Origin of the sequence: Streptomyces sp. NRRL F-2580, assembly GCF_000720115.1 — a bacterium.
Classification (GTDB): domain Bacteria; phylum Actinomycetota; class Actinomycetes; order Streptomycetales; family Streptomycetaceae; genus Streptomyces.
In genome coordinates this window covers 141,797-158,039 of sequence record NZ_JOIR01000013.1, presented here as the reverse complement: position 1 = coordinate 158,039, position 16,243 = coordinate 141,797, and the positions used below count along the sequence as shown (strand labels likewise).

The following is a 16,243-nucleotide window of genomic DNA, read 5'->3' as shown; positions in this document are numbered from 1 at the left end:
CTTCGGACCGCCGGAGAACCGTTTCGCCGCGAAGGCCGTCACCAAGGTGACCACCGACGCGCCGAAACGTCCGACATGCGACACCAGGGCCGTGCGGCGACCGCCGCACGGCCCTGCTGCATGATGCAGGGGTGAATCGCCGGGTGAGCGCGGTCGTCCGGGCGCGGGTCGGCGGCATGCTCGAAGAGCTGGTGGAGTCCGGCCAGGAGAGCGGCCTCCGGGTGGCGGCCGGCGAGACCGTGCGCCCGATCACCGGTCTCACCCCGGCCGAGGCCCTGCGCACCTACGCGACCGAGCCGCCGGGCGTGTCCGATGAGCGCGGCGGACACCGCGGCCCGGCTGCCGGCCGACGCGATCAGATCCGCCGTCACCGCGCCGAGCGGGTCCTGAGGCGGCCGGAGCGGATCAGATGAGCCGGGACGCTGCCCGCTGACCGGTCCGGGCCCGCATCACGGCGGCGACGAGGGCGAGTACGACGGTCGCGATCCCCGACGCCGCCAGCACCCCCCGGGGCCCCATGAGCGCGATGAGGGGGCCGCCGAGCGCGGTACCCACCGGCCCGGCGGTGAGGAGGGCGGCGCTGCGGGCCGCGAGGACCGTGGTCAGCCAGGCGGCCGGCGTGCGGTCCTGGAACAGGGTGTAGGACAGCGCCGTGAACGGCCCGTAGATCAACCCGCCGAGCGTGAAGCAGGCGAGCGTGACGGCCGCGGGCGCGCCGAGTCCGAAGGGCACCAGGGCGAGCCCCCAGCCGGCGACGATGGTCAGGGTGACCGGCCAGAGCGGGAACCTGCGCAGGGCCCCCGCGGCCAGGCCGCCCAGCACGGCGCCCGCCCCGAACAGCGCCCAGTACAGCCCGAGGAGACCGGCCCCCGCGTGCAGGTCATCGGTGACGTGCAGGGGCAGCGCGACCTCCGCCGGCCCGTACAGGAAGTTGAAGAACCAGGTGAGGGCGAGGACACCGAGGAGTTCGGGCTGCTTGCGCAACAAGTGCAGGCCGGCGGCCGACCGGCCGGAGTCGACGGGCGCGGCCGCCTCGTCGGGCGGCCCGTCGGTCCGCCCGGCCTCCCCGGACGGGCCGCGCACCCGCCCGACCTGGACGGCGAGCACGGCGAAGGACAGCGCGTCGAGCCCGATGAGCCAGGCCGGGCTGACCGCCGCCGCCAGGAAGCCGGCGAGGGCGGGGCCGATGACGATCGAGGCCGAGGTGCTGGAACTCAGCAGCGCGTTGGCGGCCAGCCGCTGCTCCGCCGGCAGCAGCCCGGCGAGCAGCGAGTACTTCCCCGCGTTGCCCCAGGCGTGCAGGACGGACGAGCCCGCGAGCAGGGCCACGTACAACACGGGGTGCAGCACGTCCAAGGCCCAGGCCAGCGGCACGCAGCCGAGGAGCAGCGCACGGATCCGGCTGTCGGCCGCCAGCAGCCGAGCGGCGGGGAGGCGGCGCAGCCACCGCCCGAACAGCAGCGCCCCGGCCGCCCCGGGGAGGGCGTACGCGGCGAGCGCGGCGCCCAGGAGCATCCCGGACCGGCCCGGAGGCGCGATCTCGATGGCAAGCCAGGCCACGGCCACCACGCTCATCCCGTCACCGAGGTCGGAAGCCGCCAGAGCGGGCAGGAGCCGCCGGAACCCGGCATGGCCGAAGAGCGGCCGGTAGGCCTGCGGCAGCAGGCGAGTTGTCCGTGGAGCAGTCACCCGGTCAGACTCCTGGTTCAAGCGCACTTGAGGTCAAGGGGGAATGACAGGTGCGAAAGCTCGGTATCGGGGAGCTCGCCCGGCAGGTCGGGATGAGACCTTCGGGTCTGCGCTACTACGAGAGCGTCGGCCTGCTGCCGTCCGCCGAACGGGTCGCGGGCCGACGCGTCTATCCGGCCGGTACCGTACGGCGGATCGCGCTGATCAAGATGGCCCAGCGGGCCGGGTTCACCCTGGCCGAGATCCGCGCTCTGCTGGACACCGACACCGACCGCGGCGCGACCCGGCAGTGGCGCGCGCTCGCCGAGAGCAAACTCCCCGAACTGGACCGGTTCATCCGGCAGACCCGGCTCCTGCGCGACGCGGTCGCCGACTGCCTGGCCTGCGGCTGCATGAACTTCGACACGTGCCGGCTCCTCGCGGAGTCCGGGCCCGGCTCCTGAGCCGACCGCTCGCCACCTCGGCGGATGAGGCATGATCGGGGGATGTCTGAACCCATCATTGCCGCCTGTGACGGAGCGGCGAAAGGTAATCCCGGGCCGGCCGGCTGGGGCTGGGTCATCGCCGACTCCCAGGGACGCCCCGAGCGTTGGGAGGCCGGGCCGCTCGGCCGGGCCACCAACAACATCGGCGAGCTGACCGCCCTCCAGCGGCTGCTCGAGGCGCTCGCCCCCGGGACGGCCGTCGAGGTGCGGATGGACTCCCAGTACGCGATGAAGGCCGTGACGCAGTGGCTCCCGGGCTGGAAGCGCAACGGGTGGAAGACCTCCTCCGGCCAGCCGGTCGCCAACCGCGGGCTCGTCGAGCAGATCGACCTGCTGCTCGCCGATCGTGACGTGACCTTCGTCTACGTCCCGGCGCACCGCGAGGACGGCGACCTGCTGAACGCGATCGCCGACCAGGCCGCCAGCGACGCCGCCCGCACGCAGGAGGCCGCCGGCACCGCCCTCGGACACGCGGACCTGCCGGTACCGGCCCCGGCCGCGCCCGCGCGCCAGAAGACGGGCACGGCACGGAAGCGCACGGCCGAGGGCGCCGCGCCCGGCCGTGCGTCCCGGCCCATCAAGGCGAAGTTCCCCGGCAGCTGCCCCTGCGGGAAGCCCTACGCCGTCGGTGACATGATCGCCAAGAACGGGAGCCGCTGGGGCCACGAGAGCTGCGCCGCCTCCGCCCCGGCCACAGCCTAGGGGCGGTGCACGCGCAGGTGGGCGACCTCGTACGACATCTCTGACACGTCCGCGTCGGGCGCCGGGTGGTAGCGCCCGGCGCAGACGGAGAGGTTGACGATGAGGTACGCCCTCCAGTTGCGTCCCACCCCGCGCCGGTCGGCGTACACCCGCGTGCCGTTGACCCACCACACGACCGAGCGCGCACCGAACTCGACCTTCAGGTCCACCCAGCCGCCGGGGGAGACCGAGGCGTCCCGGTGGTAGCGCGAGCCGCCCTTGACGTGGTTGGAGAGCTCCAGTAGGTCGGGGTTGTCCGGGTGGTACTCGAAGACGTCGACCTCGTTGCCGCCGTCCCGCCAGGTCCAGATCGCCGGCCAGGCCCCCGCCTCGACGGGCAGCCGCACGCGGGACTCCAGCACGTCGCCGGTCCGCACCATGAACCCCTCGTCGCTGCCCTCGGTGGTCAGCAGGCCCGCGTTCCAGTCGCCGTCCGGGCGGCGGACGGCCCGGAAGGTACCGGTGCGACTGTAGGACGGGTCCTCCACGAGGTGGTCGAGCTTGTTGTCACCGTGGTTGGTGGGGCCGCCGTCCGGATAGGCCCAGGAGCGGCCGGCGACCCACTGGGCGGCCGACCCGAAGTCCGCGGTGAAGAGCGGGACCCCGCCGCTCGCCGGGCCGGCACCACGGGCGGTGATGCCGGTGAAAGGTTGCAGGAGTCGTCGGAACCAGGCGAGAACATGAGTGAGCACAGGGCTCCTTCCGTGGACGGACGCTCCTGCATGCTGCCCGGCTCAGGTGCCTCACATACCGGTCCACCGGTTTGTGTTCCACCATCCCCGTCATGTAATAATCGATACTGAATAGTGCCTATTACATACGGGAGTGGCGGCGGTATGTGGACCTGTGAACGTGTCGTCGGCGCCGAGCTGGACGTAGAGGAAGTCATCGGCCTCTACCGTGCCTCCACCCTCGCCGAGCGCCGCCCCGTCGCCGATGTGCAGCGGTTCGCCCGAATGCTGGCCGGCGCCAACCTCGTCGTCGTCGCCCGCGCGGACGACGGCGCCCTCATCGGCATCGCCCGCTCCATCACCGACGGCGCGTACTCGACGTACCTCAGCGACCTGGCCGTCGACGTCGCCCACCAGGGCAAGGGCGTGGGCCGCGACCTCATCCGGGCCACGCAGGAGGCGGCGCCCGAGGCGAAGGTGGTCCTGCTCTCCGCCCCGGCGGCGGTCGACTACTACCCGCACATCGGTTTCACCCGCCACGAATCCGCCTGGACCCTCGGCTCCCGCTGAGCCGACCGCGAGGAACGCCCCCAACATAGCTTCGCCATAGGCCAGTTGCGCGCCCTCACGGCGGGGTACGATCCCTGCCGTGGGGGGACCAGTGACACGCAGACGGCGCTCCGCGCCGCGCGCCTACGGGTGCGCGGCAGCGGGCTTGTTCCTACTCGTCGGGTGTACGGCCGACGGCACGGCGAAGGGCGGTGCGGCGACCACTGACGCCGCGGTCCGCACCCCGGCCGCGTCGCCCGCCACGGGCGGCCCGGCCCCGGGCGGCTCCGGCGCGAGCGCGCCGACCGCCCCGCCCGGCAGCACGGCCAACCCCCTCGTGCCCCCGCTGGACGAGTCCAAGCAGCCGAAGACGGTCGCCGAGGCCCGCGCCCTGCTCGGCCGGATCGTCATCACCGAGGCGGCCTTCGGCCCCGAGGTCGTGCGCAGCACCCCGTTCGAGAGCGATCCCCGCCGCTGGCCCGTCCTCGACGAGGACTGCGTCTGGCAGACCGCCGGCCTGCCGGGCGACGTACTCGCCACGAGCACCCGTTACTTCCACATCCCGGCCGGGAACGGCCGCGGCCGCCTACGGCTCAACGCCACGGTCACCGTCCACCACAACCGCCAGGAATCCGGCTGGGAGACCGCCCGCGCCATGGAAGAGGTGCTGCGCTGCCCGGGGCAGAAGCTGCGGGAGGGCGAGGAGCTCAAGAACCTGTGGGGCGGCTCCTTCTACCTCGGCGAGCAGGCGAACGGGTGGACCGAGGACGCCTTCAGCGAGAGCGGCGAGTACGTCAGCGCACAGGACGGCGGACCCTACCGCTATGTCTGGTCCCAGGCCCAGTTCGGCCCGGTCACCGTGGCCATCGCCGGCAAGGGCGCCGCGGGCTTCACCGACGAGGCCATGAACGGGCTCGCCGCCCAGGCCACCAGCCGGATGATGCTGCAGGCCAAACAGGAGCTCGGAAAGGAGACGGGCTGATGGATCCGCTCCTCGCGCCGGACCCCTCTCGGATCGCCGGGTACCGCCTCCTCGGCCGGCTCGGCGCCGGCGGCATGGGCGTGGTCTACCTCGGCCGCACCGACGACGGTGCGCTCGCCGCGGTCAAGGTGATCCGCGCCGAGTACGCCGACGAGGCGGACTTCCGGGCCCGTTTCCGCCGCGAGGCCGCGATCGCCGCGGAGGTGGACAGCCCGTGGGCCGTCCGGATCACCGGAGCCGACCCGGACGCGCCCGAGCCGTGGCTGGCCACCGCCTTCGTCGCCGGCCCCTCCCTGGCCGAGGCCGTCACCGCCCACGGCCCGCTCCCGCTGCGCGCCGTACGGATCCTCGGCAAGGCCCTGGCCAAGGCCCTCGGGGTGATGCACGCGCAGGGCCTCGTCCACCGCGACGTCAAACCCGGCAACGTGCTGCTGGGCATGGACCGGCCCCGGCTGATCGACTTCGGGATCGCGCGCGGCGGCGAGCACACCGCCCTGACCTCCGCCGACGCCGTCCTCGGCACCCCCGGCTTCCTCCCGCCCGAGCAGGCCGAGGGCCGCCCCGCCGAACCGGCCGGCGACATCTTCTCGCTCGGCTGCCTCCTCGCGTACGCCGCCACCGGACGCCTGCCCTTCGGCACGGGGACCGTGGACGCGGTGCTCTACCGGACCGTCCACGACGAGCCCGAGTTCGGCCCGGAGGTCCTCGCCGACCCCGAACTCACCGCGCTGCTGCGGACGTGCCTCGCCAAGCACCCCGACATCCGCCCCACCGCGAACGAGCTGGACCAGGCGCTGACCGAGGACACGCCGGGGGAGGGCACCGACTGGCTGCCCGACCCGGTCGTCGCGACCATCGCCGAGCGCGCCGCCGCGCTGCTCGCCCTGCCCGGCATCGAGGAGACCGTCGCCGACCCGGACGCCGCCCCGGCGCCCGGCACGGCCGCGCCCTCGCGGAGGCGTTTCCTCGCCCTCGCCTCGGGCGGCGCCGTCATCGCGGCGGGCGGCGGCCTGGCCGCCTGGCTGGCGCTGCGCGATGACGGCAAGGACCGGAATGCCGCCGCGCCCGCCCCCCGGCGTTGGGTGATCGGCGTGCACGCCGACCTCTCCGGCCCCCAGAAGGCCGCCGGTCAGGCCCAGGAACGCGGGGTGCGGCTGGCCGTCGACGCCTTCAACTCCCGCAAGGACAAGCCCTTCACCCTGGCCGTCGCCACCGCGGACGACGCCGGGCGGGCCGACCGCTCGGCCGCCGCGGCCGGTGAACTCATGGCCGACCGCGACCTGTTCGCGGTCATCGGCCCCACCGGCAACGCGTCCGTGATCCCGTGCCTCGAACTCTACGGAGAGAACTCCGTACCGCTGGTCACCGTGTCGGCCCTGGCGACCACCTTCAGCGTCACCGACCGGCGCAGCTTCTTCCAGAGCTGCCCGATCTCCTCGGGCCAGGCCGCCGTGGTCAACCTCCAACTGGCCGTAAAGCAGGGCGTCCGGCGGATGGGCATCCTCAGCGACCGCGACGGCGACGCCGACACCTGGCAGGCGGCCCTGCTGGCGGGCCGCACCATCGCCTACTTCGCGCCCGAGGCCACCTTCTACGTGCGCGTCGTGCCGCGCGGCACCCAGGACCTGGCCCCGGTGGTCGCCGACCTGCTCGCACACGGCGTCGACGGCCTCTTCTACACGGGCACCCCGGCGGGCGGGGCCAAGGCGGCCGGCCTGCTGGCGGCCGCCGGCTTCAAGGGGCCGCGGGCCGCCGACTACACCATCGCCGGCCCGGAGTTCCTCGCCGCCGCGGGGCCGGCCGGCGAGGGCTGGCAGTTCTTCACGCCGTACACCGGCCCCGAAGCCCCCGAGGTCGCGGAGGTGGCCCGCGCGCACCGGGCGGCGTACGGGTCGGCCCCCGCCATCTGGACGGCGGAGGCCTTCGACGCGACCCGTCTGGTCATCGACAGGCTGGTCACCGCCGCGGCGGGCGGCAGCCGACCGAACCGCGCCGACCTGCTGACCGCGCTCGCCCAGGGCACCTTCCGCGGCCTGACCAAGGAGTACACCTTCGACGACCGGCGGCAGGTCAAGGGCAACATCTACTTCCAGCACAAGGTGGAGGGCGGCAGCATCCGCTACGTGGGCCCGGCCACCGAGCCCGCGCCCACCGCGTCCCCGGCGGGATAGCCGGGGATGCGCCCCCTCACCCCGGCCGATCCGGCCGCGATCGGCGGCAACCGGCTGCTGGGACGCCTCGGTTCGGGCGGCATGGGCACGGTGTACCTCGCCCGCTCCACCAAGGGCACCCTGGTGGCCGTCAAGGTCATCCGCGCCGACCACGCCTCCAACCCGGACTTCCGCCTCCGCTTCCGACGCGAGGTGGAGGCCGCCGGGCAGCTGACCGGGCGCTGGGTGGTCCCGGTGATCGCCGCGGACCCGGAGGCGCGCGAGCCGTGGCTGGCCACCCCGTTCGTCCCCGGCCCCGCCCTGTCCGAGGCGGTGGCGGCGTACGGCCCCCTGCCCGCCCGTGCCGTACGGACCCTCGGCGCGCGGCTCGCCGAGGCGCTCGCGCAGGTGCACGCAGCCGGGCTGGTCCACCGCGACGTCAAACCGGGCAACATCCTCCTCGCCCCGGACGGGCCCCGGCTGATCGACTTCGGGATCGCGCGCGCCGAAGGGGCCGCCACGCTGACGGCCGTGGACGCCGTCATCGGCACGCCCGGCTACCTGGCCCCGGAACAGGCCCGCGCGGGCGGCCCTGCGGCGGGCGCCGCGAGCGACGTGTTCTCCCTCGGCTGCGTCCTGGCGTACGCGGCGACAGGTCACGGCCCCTTCGGCGGCGGGCACGCGGCCGCGGTGGTCTACCGTACGGTCCACGACGAGCCCGAACTCACCGGTCTTCCCGCGGAGTTGCTCGAACCGGTGCTGGCCTGCCTGGCGAAGGACCCGGCCGCCCGGCCGACCCCGGCCCGGCTGAGCGCCGCACTCGGCGACGACCCGTCCGGGGCGGACGCCGAGGACTGGCTGCCGCCCCCACTGCCCCGGCTCATCGCCGAACGCTCCACCAGGGCCCTGGACCTCCCCGCCCCGGAACCGACCCGGATCGACGCGCCGCAGACGCCGGTACGGGCCCTCACGCGCAGGCGGCTGCTCGCGGCCGGCGCGGGCCTGGCCGCCGTCGGCGCACCGACCGCCTGGTTCGCCAGCCGCAGGCGGGCCCGCGGCAAGACACCACCGCCGTCCCGCGACCTGGCCACCCTCACCCTCGCCCTCCAGGCCGACCTGACCGGTCCCGGCCGCGCCGTCGGCCAGGCCCACGAGCGTGGCATGAGACTGGCCGTGGAGCGGCACAACGGCCGCAAGAACGCCGCGTTCCTGCTGGCCCTGCGCGTCGCCGACGACGGCGGGGACCCGGCGCGCGCCGCGCAGGTGGTCAAGGAACTCGTCGCCGACCCCGCCGTCGCCGCGCTCACCGGACCCACCTGGGACGCGGCCGTGCCCGAGCTGGCCGCCGCCTGCGCGGCGGCCGATCTCGCCCTGGTGCTGGTGGCGGTCGACAGCGCGGAGACCGCCCAGTCGCCGTGGCGGACCCTGTGCGCCACCCGCCCGGCGGGGGACCGGTTCGCCTTCCCGGTGATCGACTACCTCACCCGGGTGAAGCCCGTCCGGCGCACGGGCCTGGTCGAGGACGTCGAAGGCGGCGAACCCACCTGGCCGCTCATCCGCACCCTGCAGCAGAGCCCGCCCTCGATGGGCACGCTCACCGTCCACCGCATCCCGGTCGGCGGCTCCGACTTCGCGGGCGTGGTCCGCGCCCTGACCGAGGCCCGGGCCGAGGCCGTCGTCTACGCCGGCACCTCACCGCAGCGCGCGGCCCGGCTGGCCCGGGCCCTGGCCGATGCCGGATTCCCGGGCCCGCGCGTCGCCCTCCAGCACGTCATGGAACCGGCCTTCCTCACGGACGCCGGGCCGGCCGCCGAGGGCTGGGTGTTCAGCGCCCTCTTCACCGACCCGTCGGCCGTCCCCGCCGCCGCCGAGTTCGTCGCCGCCCACCGCGCGGCGCACGGGGAGCCGCCCGCCCGCTGGGCCACCGAGGCGTACGACGCCGTGGGCCTGCTGGCCGCGGCCCTGACCGGCCTGGAGGAGGAGGGGCGGGGCCGCGCGGGCCTGACCCGGCGGATCTTCCGCACGACCCACCAGGGGCTGGCCAAGCCACTGGCCTTCGACACGGGCACCCACGTCCTCACCGGAGACCGCATCGCCCACCTCTACCGGGCCGAATCCGGCGCGTACCGGTACCTGGGCCTCTACCCGGACGTACGCCCTTCCCCGTGACCGGCGGCCGGGCCCGGCGCGACTACTCGAACCGCGAGGTGTCGCCCGCGCCCCGGCGTACGATCTCGGCCTCGCCGCCGGAGAAGTCGATGACCGTGGTCGGCTCCGTGCCGCAGTCGCCGGAGTCCAGCACGGCGTCCACCTCGTGGTCGAGCCGCTCCTTGATCTCCCAGCCCTGCGTCATGGGCTCGTCCTCGTCGGGCAGCAGCAGCGTGCTGGAGAGCAGCGGCTCGCCGAGCTCGTCGAGCAGGGCCTGCGTGACGACGTGGTCGGGAATCCGGACCCCGACCGTCTTCTTCTTCGGGTGCAGCAGTTGGCGCGGCACTTCCGACGTCGCCGGGAGGATGAAGGTGTAACTGCCGGGTGTGGCCGCCTTGATCGCGCGGAACACGTCGTTGTCGATCTGGACGAACCGGCCCATCTGCGCGAAGTTCTGGCACACCAGGGTGAAGTGGTGACGGTCGTCCAGGTTGCGGATCGACCTGATCCGGCTGATGCCGTCACGGTTGCCCAGCTGGCAACCCAGCGCGAAGCAGGAGTCTGTCGGGTACGCGACGAGCGCGCCGGAGCGGATGATGTCGGCCACGTTGCCGATCGTGCGACGCTGAGGATTCTCGGGGTGCACGTCGAAGTATTTCGCCATCCGCCGAGCCTACGTGGTCCCGGCGCCGCCGGTCGGGCCGCGCCCGATTCGCAGATGCGCGCGCTGAGTGAACCGGTCCGGGCCGGTGACCACCGCCCGGCCGGGCGGGCGGGTGCTCCGAGCCGCTCCGGGCGCTCCGGACGCTGCCGGGCGGGTTCCGGGGCACGATGAGAGGTAGCCGTGCGCCCCGGGCCGCCGCTGGGCGGGTGGGGGCGGGGCCGGAGATGCCGGAAGGGAGCGTCCCCGATGGGTTCGATCGACGGGTCGGGAGCCGGTGGGACCGGGCGTATCGCGCCCGGGCTCGCCCCGCCCAGCGGGCTGCTCGACGTCCTGAACGTCGCTGCGGTCGTCCTCGACGCCCGGGGACGGATCGCACTGTGGAGCCCCCAGGCCGAGCAGCTGTTCGGCTGGTCGGCCCAGGAGGCGCTCGGCCGTCCCGCGGCCGGGCTGCTGGCCTCCGAGGAGCACGTGGGGCTGGTCACCGAGCTCTTCGCGCGGGTCATGGGCGGCGCGGGGGACTGGGCGGGCGCCTTCCCGGTACGCCACAAGGACGGCGGCACCCGCCTGGTGGAATTCCGCAACATGCGGCTGCTCGACGAGCACGGGGACCTGTACGCCCTCGGCATCGCGACCGACCGCACGCGGCTGCGGCAGCTGGAGCGGGACCTCGCGCTCTCCGCGCGTCTGGTGGCCCAGTCCCCGATCGGTCTCGCCGTTCTGGACACGGAACTGCGGTACGTGCTGGTCAACCCGACGCTGGAACGGATCAACGGGCTGCCCGCCGCCCAGCACATCGGCCGGAGCGTCCGCGAGGCCCTCTCCTTCCTGGACGACACCGAGGCCGCCGAATCCGCCATGCGCCAGGTCCTGGCCACCGGTACGCCGCTGCTCGAACAGTTCACGGCCGGCCGCACCCACGTCGGGGAGCGCACCGAGCACGCCTGGTCGGTGTCGTACTACCGGCTGGAGGACGCCACCGGACGCGTCCTCGGACTGGCCACCTCCGTGGTCGACGTCACCCAGAGTCACCAGGCGGCCATCGAGATCGCCCGCAGCCGCCGGCGCCTCGCCCTGATCGCGGACGCCACCGTCCGCATCGGCACCACCCTCGACCTGGACCAGACCGCCCGCGAGCTCGCCGACGTCGTCGTCCCGGAGCTCGCCGACATCGCCGCCGTCGACATCCTCGACTCCGTACTCGAAGGCCGGCCGACCCTGCGGTCGTCCGCACACGAGCCCGCCGTGTTCCGTGCCCTGGCCGTCGCCTCCGCCTTCCCCAGCGAGGCCGTCCGCGCCGCGGACCCGCCCGGGGACATCGCCGCCTACGCCGCGGACCGGCTGGTCACCCAGTCCGTGACGACCGGACACCCGGTCCTGGTGGCCCACGTCCACGCCCACGACATCTCGCGCATCGCCCGCGACAGCACCGCCGCCTCGCTCCTGACCCGCGCCGGCCTGCGCTCGTACCTGGCCGTGCCCCTGATCGCCCGCGGCGAGGTCCTCGGCGCCCTCGACCTCAAACGCACCCGCAACCCGCTGCCCTTCAACGACGACGACATCGTGCTGGCCGGGGAACTGGCCGCCCGCGCCGCCGTCTGCATCGACAACGCCCGCTGGTACCGCAATGCGCACCACACCGCCCTCGCCCTCCAGCACCACCTCCTCCCGCACCACCCGCCGCCCACGCCCGGGCTGGAAGTGGCCTCCCGGTACCGGCCCGCCGCGGCCAGCAGCGAGATCGGGGGCGACTGGTTCGACGCCATCGCGGGCCCGGACGACACCACCGTCCTCGTCATCGGCGACGTCATGGGCAGCGGGATCAACGCCGCCGCCAGCATGGGACAACTGCGGACCGCGACCCGCACCCTCGCCGAACTCGCCCTCGACCCGACCCAGGTGCTCCAGCAGCTCGACCGCACCACCGCCGCCCTCGAAGAGACCATCGCCACCTGCGTCTACGTCGTCTACGACCCGCACCGGGCCCAGTGCCGGGTCGCCGTCGCCGGACACCTGCCGCCCGTCCTCATCCGGTCCGGCCGCACCCCCGAACTCCTCGACCTGCCCACCGGCGCACCGCTCGGCGTGGGCGGCATCCCGTTCGAGGCCACCACCGTCGCCATGGAGCCCGGCGACCAACTCGTCCTCTACACCGACGGCCTCGTCGAGACCCGGGACCAGCCCATCGACGAACGCCTCGACCTGCTGCTGGCCCTGCTCGCCGACACCGGGCGCCCGCTGGAGGAGACCTGCGACCGGCTCCTGGACTCCCTGCGCCGGCCGGACGACCACGACGACGTCGCCCTGGTCATCGCCCGCGCGAGGTCCCTGCCGTAACCCTCTCGCAGCCGACCGCTCGCCTCGCGGCCCGGCCGGCGCGACCTTACGCTGATCGTGATCGTCCCGCCCTGAACCCCGTACGGCAGGAGGCCCGTGGTGAGTCCGACGCACCTACGGTTCCGCCGGGCCCGCGTGGCCGCCGTCGCGGCGGCCCTGCTCGTCGCCCCGGCCGTCGCGGGCTCCGCGTACGGGACGCCCGCCGCGGTGCGGTCCGCCCCCGCGGCCCCCACCCCGGACGGCGAGGACGGCTTCCCGGAGCTCACCCCCGCCGTCGCGGCCCGACTCGACGCCGCCGTGCGCCAGGTCATGCGCGAGGCCCGGGTGCCGGGCGTGATCGTGGGGTTGTGGGCACCCGGCAAGGGCAGCTACGTGAGGGCCTTCGGCGTGGCCGACAAGACGACCGGCGCGCCCATGCGGACCGACTTCAACACCCGCATCGGCAGCCAGACCAAGACGTTCACGGTCACCGCCGTCCTCCAGCTGGTCGACCAGGGCAAGGTCGGCTTGGACGACCCGATCGGCGACTACATCGCCGGCGTTCCGAACGGGGACCGCGTCACCCTGCGCGAGCTGGCCGGCATGCGCAGCGGGCTCTTCAACTACAGCGAGGACGCGGACTTCGACAAGGCGTTCACCACCGACCCCGATCGTCCCTTCACGCCGCAGGAGTTGCTCGACTACTCCTTCAAGCACCCGGTGCAGTTCGAGCCGAACGCGAAGTTCGAGTACTCCAACACCAACCTGATCCTGCTCGGCCTGGTGATCGAGAAGGTCACCGGCCGGCCGCTCAAGGACGTCATCAACCGGGACGTGGTGGCGCCGGCCAAACTGGGCCGCACGCTGTTCCCGACGGGCGCGGAGTTCCCCGCACCGCACGCGCAGGGCTACACGGACCAGACGGCCTCCGGCAAGATCGAGGACGCCGCCGGCTGGAACCCGTCCTGGGCCTGGGCCGCCGGCGCCATGATCTCCGACCTCCAGAACCTGCGCAGCTGGGCGCGGACCCTCGCCACGGGCACGCTGCTGACGCCCGAGACACAGGCCCAGCGCCTGAAGACCACCTCGGTCGGCATCCCAGGCGCCGGCTACGGGCTGGGCCTGTTCAACGTCCAGGGCTGGATCGGTCACAACGGCTCGCTCCCGGGCTACGAGAGCCTGGGCGTCTTCCTGCCGCAGGAGCAGGCGACCCTGGTCGTCATCCTCAACACCGACGTCCTGCACGACGGCCAGGAGCCCAGCACCCTCTTCGGCGAGGCGATCACAAGCATCGTGACCCCGGACCACGTCTACCCCGGGCACAAGCCGTCGGCCCCCAAGCCCTCGGCCTCGGCACCCGCGTCACCTGCTTCGAGGCCGCCCGCACCCACGTCCGGCTGAGGTCCGCGCCCGGCGCCGCGGGACCGGGTCGGATGATCCGACTGTTAGGGTCCGAGGTATGCCAGAGCTCATCAGCCCCACCCCCCGCCTGCACAGCTCCTGGCTCGCAGCCCAGCGGGAAGCGGGCCCCGACGCCCACCTGGACGGCGCCGGACTCGGCTCCGACGACGACGTGGACAGCCCGGAGGGCTTCGCGGCCTGGGTGGACCGGCTGCACCGGTACGGCGACCGTACGGCGCCCGTCGAGCACGGCCGCGTGCACGCCACGTACTGGTGGATCGCCGAGGACGACACCTATCTCGGCGCGATAGACCTGCGGCACTACCTGAACGGCTTCCTGCTCGACGCGGGCGGCCACATCGGCTACAGCGTCCGGCCCTCGGCCCGCCGCCGCGGACTGGCCACCTGGGCCCTGGGCGCCGTCCGGCACGAGGCCCGCCTGCTGGGGATGGACCGGGTCCTGCTGACCTGCGACCCCGGCAACGAGGCGTCGATCCGCACGATCGAGTCCAACGGCGGCGTACTGGAAGACGTCCGAGAAACCCTCATCGGCCCCAAGCGGCGCTACTGGATCACCCTCTAGCGTCCCGCTCCGCCACCCCGACGAGCAGCCCGCGGAGGGTCTCCACGTCGCTCTCCGGAACACGACGCAGTCGCCCCCGGCCGTCGGCCGCGAGGTCGGACGGGCGGACGACCACGAGCCGCAGGCCGCGGGCCGGGATCTGCGTGTCGCGGTAGCCGTCATAGCGGGCCCGCTGCTCGCCGCGGTGGACTCCGCTGACCGTCATCCTGTGGGGCTTGTCGAAAGAAGGGTGTCGGCTCCTCGTGCTGGCGCTCCCGGTACTCCAGCACCAGCCGGTGGCCGGGCCAGTAGGCGTCGACCGGCAGCCTGGCCCGCCGGCCTCCCGCCCCGGGATCGCCCAGCAGCCAGTCGAACCTGTGCTGTGCGAGGGCCGTGGCGCCCAGGACCTGGTGGCACAGGCCGACCACGTACGCCTCGTCGCTGTCGTCCCGGCTCATGGGGAGGATGCTGTCACGGGGCCGGCCGGCCCGAAGCCGTTTCGGCGCGAAGGCGGAGGCCGGAGGCGGGGGAGGCGACAGGCCGGGACGTCGTGTCGTAACCGTGCCGAGTGGTGGCGATGGGTCGATAGTGGGGCTGTGAGCGACTGGTCGGAGGGACCCCGGCACGGCGGCGCCGCGGACGGCGCCGCCTGGTCCGGGCGTGACGGCGCGCGGGCATTCGCGGCGGTGGAGGCGGCCACGGACTGGCTGCTCGGGTACCCGTTCGTCTTCCGGGCCCTGTCCCGCCGGATCGGACCCGGGGCGGTCCTGGTGGACTACGGATGCGGACCGGGCAGGGTGGCCGACCACGCGGCCCGGCAGCTGGGGGCGCGGGTCCTCGGGGTGGACACCTCCCCGGAGATGCTGGCGCTCGCCCGCGCCTCGGCGACCGCGGTGGCGGAGTACCACCTCGTGGAGGACGGCCGGGTGACCGGCCTCGACGACGGCTGCGCGGACGCGGTCATGTGCAACCACGTGCTCGCGTCATTGCCGACCGAGGACGCGGTGCTCGGTGTGTTCACCGAGATCCGCCGACTGCTGCGGCCCGACGCCCTGTTCGTGCTGCTGACCACCGACCCCGGCTGCAACGGCACCGAGTACGCCTCGCTGCGGGTCGGCGAACCGGACGAGGTGTACGGGCCCGGCGACGAGCTGACGGTACGGCTGCTGCGCACCGACGGAACCTGGCAGGAGATGCGCAACCACGCGTGGCCCGTCGGCTACTTCCCGGCCCTGCTGGAGCGCGCCGGCTTCCGGGACGTCGTCCAGCACCGGCCCACCGTGGACGAGGCCCTCACCGTCGCCGACCCGGACCTCGCGGCCGGCCGCCCGTGGTCGGCGGAGCGGGCGAGGCCGCCCCTGGTGATCACCACGGCGCTCGCGGCCTGACCGCACGCGGACGGACGCGGCCTCCCCCAGCCGGCCGCCCGGAAGCGGAGCGACGCCCGCCGCCCGTACGGGTGTTACTGTCGCGCCATGTCCAAGGCCGAGATAGACGTGGTGACCGCCGAGTTCTTCGGCGCCTTCGACAACCGGGGCGGGCAGGCCGCCGACGTGGGACGGATCCGCCGGCTGATGCTCCCGGGCGCAGCGATCGTCAAGACCGGCCCGGACTTCACGCCCTACACCGTGGACGAGTTCATCGAGCCGCGCCTGCTGTTGCTCTCCGGCGGCCGGCTGGCCGAGTTCTCCGAGTGGGAGACCTCGGAACGGACCGAGATCGCGGGCGACATCGCCTCGCGGTTCGGCGAGTACCACAAGTCCGGGATCCTGGACGGCGAGCCCTTCGAGGGCGGCGGGACCAAGACCATCCAGTTCGTGCGGACCCCGGAGGGCTGGCGGATCGCCGCCTTCTCTTGGTACGACCAGCCCTGACCGCGAAGCCGACG

At 74.0% G+C, this 16,243-nt stretch carries 17 protein-coding genes; 12 read left to right on the top strand and 5 right to left on the bottom strand.

Going from position 1 to position 16,243, the window contains the following annotated elements:
• Window positions 1-131: 131 nt before the first annotated feature.
• Window positions 132-413 (top strand): hypothetical protein, encoded by a 282-nt coding sequence (locus IF88_RS0116935; RefSeq protein WP_158754425.1) that lies wholly within the window; start codon window positions 132-134, stop codon window positions 411-413.
• Here IF88_RS0116935 and IF88_RS0116930 read toward each other — a convergent pair.
• Window positions 406-1,689, bottom strand: coding sequence for an MFS transporter (locus IF88_RS0116930; protein ID WP_051837040.1), 1,284 nt, complete (start codon window positions 1,687-1,689; stop codon window positions 406-408). The genes IF88_RS0116935 and IF88_RS0116930 overlap by 8 nt on opposite strands.
• A 50-nt stretch (window positions 1,690-1,739) precedes the next feature.
• On the opposite strand from IF88_RS0116930, the gene IF88_RS0116925 reads away from it, so the two are divergent.
• Window positions 1,740-2,132, top strand: coding sequence for a MerR family transcriptional regulator (locus IF88_RS0116925; protein ID WP_030712165.1), 393 nt, complete (start codon window positions 1,740-1,742; stop codon window positions 2,130-2,132).
• 42 nt (window positions 2,133-2,174) lie between these two features.
• A complete protein-coding gene (locus tag IF88_RS0116920) occupies window positions 2,175-2,876 on the top strand; it encodes a ribonuclease H family protein (RefSeq protein ID WP_030712162.1) in 702 nt (233 codons plus the stop codon).
• Here IF88_RS0116920 and IF88_RS0116915 read toward each other — a convergent pair.
• Entirely contained in the window at window positions 2,873-3,571 is a 699-nt protein-coding gene (locus IF88_RS0116915) for a family 16 glycosylhydrolase (RefSeq protein WP_051837070.1), read from the bottom strand. The genes IF88_RS0116920 and IF88_RS0116915 overlap by 4 nt on opposite strands.
• A gap of 180 nt (window positions 3,572-3,751) precedes the next feature.
• Here IF88_RS0116915 and IF88_RS0116910 point away from each other — a divergent pair, with 180 nt between their 5' ends.
• From IF88_RS0116910 to IF88_RS0116895, 4 genes are all read left to right on the top strand, one after another.
• Window positions 3,752-4,156, top strand: a complete 405-nt coding sequence (locus tag IF88_RS0116910) for a GNAT family N-acetyltransferase (RefSeq protein ID WP_030712156.1) — start codon at window positions 3,752-3,754, stop codon at window positions 4,154-4,156.
• 91 nt (window positions 4,157-4,247) lie between these two features.
• The gene (locus tag IF88_RS0116905; protein ID WP_158754423.1) at window positions 4,248-5,117 is read left to right on the top strand and encodes a hypothetical protein; all 870 of its coding nucleotides are present in this window, start codon (window positions 4,248-4,250) and stop codon (window positions 5,115-5,117) included.
• Window positions 5,117-7,288: a bifunctional serine/threonine-protein kinase/ABC transporter substrate-binding protein gene (locus IF88_RS0116900; protein WP_030712148.1), complete on the top strand. Its 2,172-nt coding sequence runs from the start codon at window positions 5,117-5,119 to the stop codon at window positions 7,286-7,288. The genes IF88_RS0116905 and IF88_RS0116900 overlap by 1 nt, the downstream gene beginning before the upstream one ends.
• Window positions 7,289-7,294: 6 nt before the next feature.
• The gene (locus IF88_RS0116895; protein ID WP_030712145.1) at window positions 7,295-9,436 is read left to right on the top strand and encodes a bifunctional serine/threonine-protein kinase/ABC transporter substrate-binding protein; all 2,142 of its coding nucleotides are present in this window, start codon (window positions 7,295-7,297) and stop codon (window positions 9,434-9,436) included.
• Window positions 9,437-9,458: 22 nt separating this feature from the next.
• Here IF88_RS0116895 and IF88_RS0116890 read toward each other — a convergent pair whose 3' ends face one another.
• Window positions 9,459-10,079: an L-threonylcarbamoyladenylate synthase gene (locus tag IF88_RS0116890; protein ID WP_030712143.1), complete on the bottom strand. Its 621-nt coding sequence runs from the start codon at window positions 10,077-10,079 to the stop codon at window positions 9,459-9,461.
• Window positions 10,080-10,325: 246 nt separating this feature from the next.
• Between IF88_RS0116890 and IF88_RS0116885 the strand changes: the two genes are divergently transcribed.
• The 3 genes from IF88_RS0116885 to IF88_RS0116875 all read left to right on the top strand — a co-directional run bounded on the left by IF88_RS0116885 (window position 10,326) and on the right by IF88_RS0116875 (window position 14,376).
• Entirely contained in the window at window positions 10,326-12,413 is a 2,088-nt protein-coding gene (locus tag IF88_RS0116885; protein ID WP_030712141.1) for a SpoIIE family protein phosphatase, read from the top strand.
• Between the two features lie 99 nt (window positions 12,414-12,512).
• The gene (locus IF88_RS0116880; protein WP_051837038.1) at window positions 12,513-13,793 is read left to right on the top strand and encodes a serine hydrolase domain-containing protein; all 1,281 of its coding nucleotides are present in this window, start codon (window positions 12,513-12,515) and stop codon (window positions 13,791-13,793) included.
• Window positions 13,794-13,851: 58 nt separating this feature from the next.
• Entirely contained in the window at window positions 13,852-14,376 is a 525-nt protein-coding gene (locus IF88_RS0116875) for a GNAT family N-acetyltransferase (protein WP_030712138.1), read from the top strand.
• Here the strand turns inward: IF88_RS0116875 and IF88_RS47835 are convergent.
• Window positions 14,366-14,581 (bottom strand): hypothetical protein, encoded by a 216-nt coding sequence (locus IF88_RS47835; protein ID WP_234323563.1) that lies wholly within the window; start codon window positions 14,579-14,581, stop codon window positions 14,366-14,368. The genes IF88_RS0116875 and IF88_RS47835 overlap by 11 nt on opposite strands.
• The gene (locus tag IF88_RS40405; protein WP_234323562.1) at window positions 14,535-14,813 is read right to left on the bottom strand and encodes a hypothetical protein; all 279 of its coding nucleotides are present in this window, start codon (window positions 14,811-14,813) and stop codon (window positions 14,535-14,537) included. The genes IF88_RS47835 and IF88_RS40405 overlap by 47 nt, the downstream gene beginning before the upstream one ends.
• Window positions 14,814-14,951: 138 nt before the next feature.
• Between IF88_RS40405 and IF88_RS0116865 the strand changes: the two genes are divergently transcribed.
• Both IF88_RS0116865 and IF88_RS0116860 read left to right on the top strand, forming a co-directional pair.
• Window positions 14,952-15,743 carry a class I SAM-dependent methyltransferase gene (locus IF88_RS0116865; RefSeq protein ID WP_030712136.1) on the top strand — a complete coding sequence of 264 codons (792 nt, stop codon included), beginning with the start codon at window positions 14,952-14,954 and terminating at the stop codon, window positions 15,741-15,743.
• Window positions 15,744-15,830: 87 nt separating this feature from the next.
• The gene (locus IF88_RS0116860; protein ID WP_030712135.1) at window positions 15,831-16,229 is read left to right on the top strand and encodes a DUF4440 domain-containing protein; all 399 of its coding nucleotides are present in this window, start codon (window positions 15,831-15,833) and stop codon (window positions 16,227-16,229) included.
• Window positions 16,230-16,243: the final 14 nt, after the last annotated feature.

What these genes read in the sequence shown, in the direction of transcription:
- IF88_RS0116895 (WP_030712145.1), top strand. Translation starts at nt 7,295, where the DNA reads ATGCGCCCCCTCACCCCGGCCGATCCGGCCGCGATCGGCGGCAACCGG.
- IF88_RS40405 (WP_234323562.1), bottom strand. Translation starts at nt 14,813, where the DNA reads ATGAGCCGGGACGACAGCGACGAGGCGTACGTGGTCGGCCTGTGCCAC.
- IF88_RS0116910 (WP_030712156.1), top strand. Translation starts at nt 3,752, where the DNA reads ATGTGGACCTGTGAACGTGTCGTCGGCGCCGAGCTGGACGTAGAGGAA.
- IF88_RS47835 (WP_234323563.1), bottom strand. Translation starts at nt 14,581, where the DNA reads ATGACGGTCAGCGGAGTCCACCGCGGCGAGCAGCGGGCCCGCTATGAC.
- IF88_RS0116875 (WP_030712138.1), top strand. Translation starts at nt 13,852, where the DNA reads ATGCCAGAGCTCATCAGCCCCACCCCCCGCCTGCACAGCTCCTGGCTC.
- IF88_RS0116900 (WP_030712148.1), top strand. Translation starts at nt 5,117, where the DNA reads ATGGATCCGCTCCTCGCGCCGGACCCCTCTCGGATCGCCGGGTACCGC.
- IF88_RS0116885 (WP_030712141.1), top strand. Translation starts at nt 10,326, where the DNA reads ATGGGTTCGATCGACGGGTCGGGAGCCGGTGGGACCGGGCGTATCGCG.
- IF88_RS0116860 (WP_030712135.1), top strand. Translation starts at nt 15,831, where the DNA reads ATGTCCAAGGCCGAGATAGACGTGGTGACCGCCGAGTTCTTCGGCGCC.
- IF88_RS0116920 (WP_030712162.1), top strand. Translation starts at nt 2,175, where the DNA reads ATGTCTGAACCCATCATTGCCGCCTGTGACGGAGCGGCGAAAGGTAAT.
- IF88_RS0116890 (WP_030712143.1), bottom strand. Translation starts at nt 10,079, where the DNA reads ATGGCGAAATACTTCGACGTGCACCCCGAGAATCCTCAGCGTCGCACG.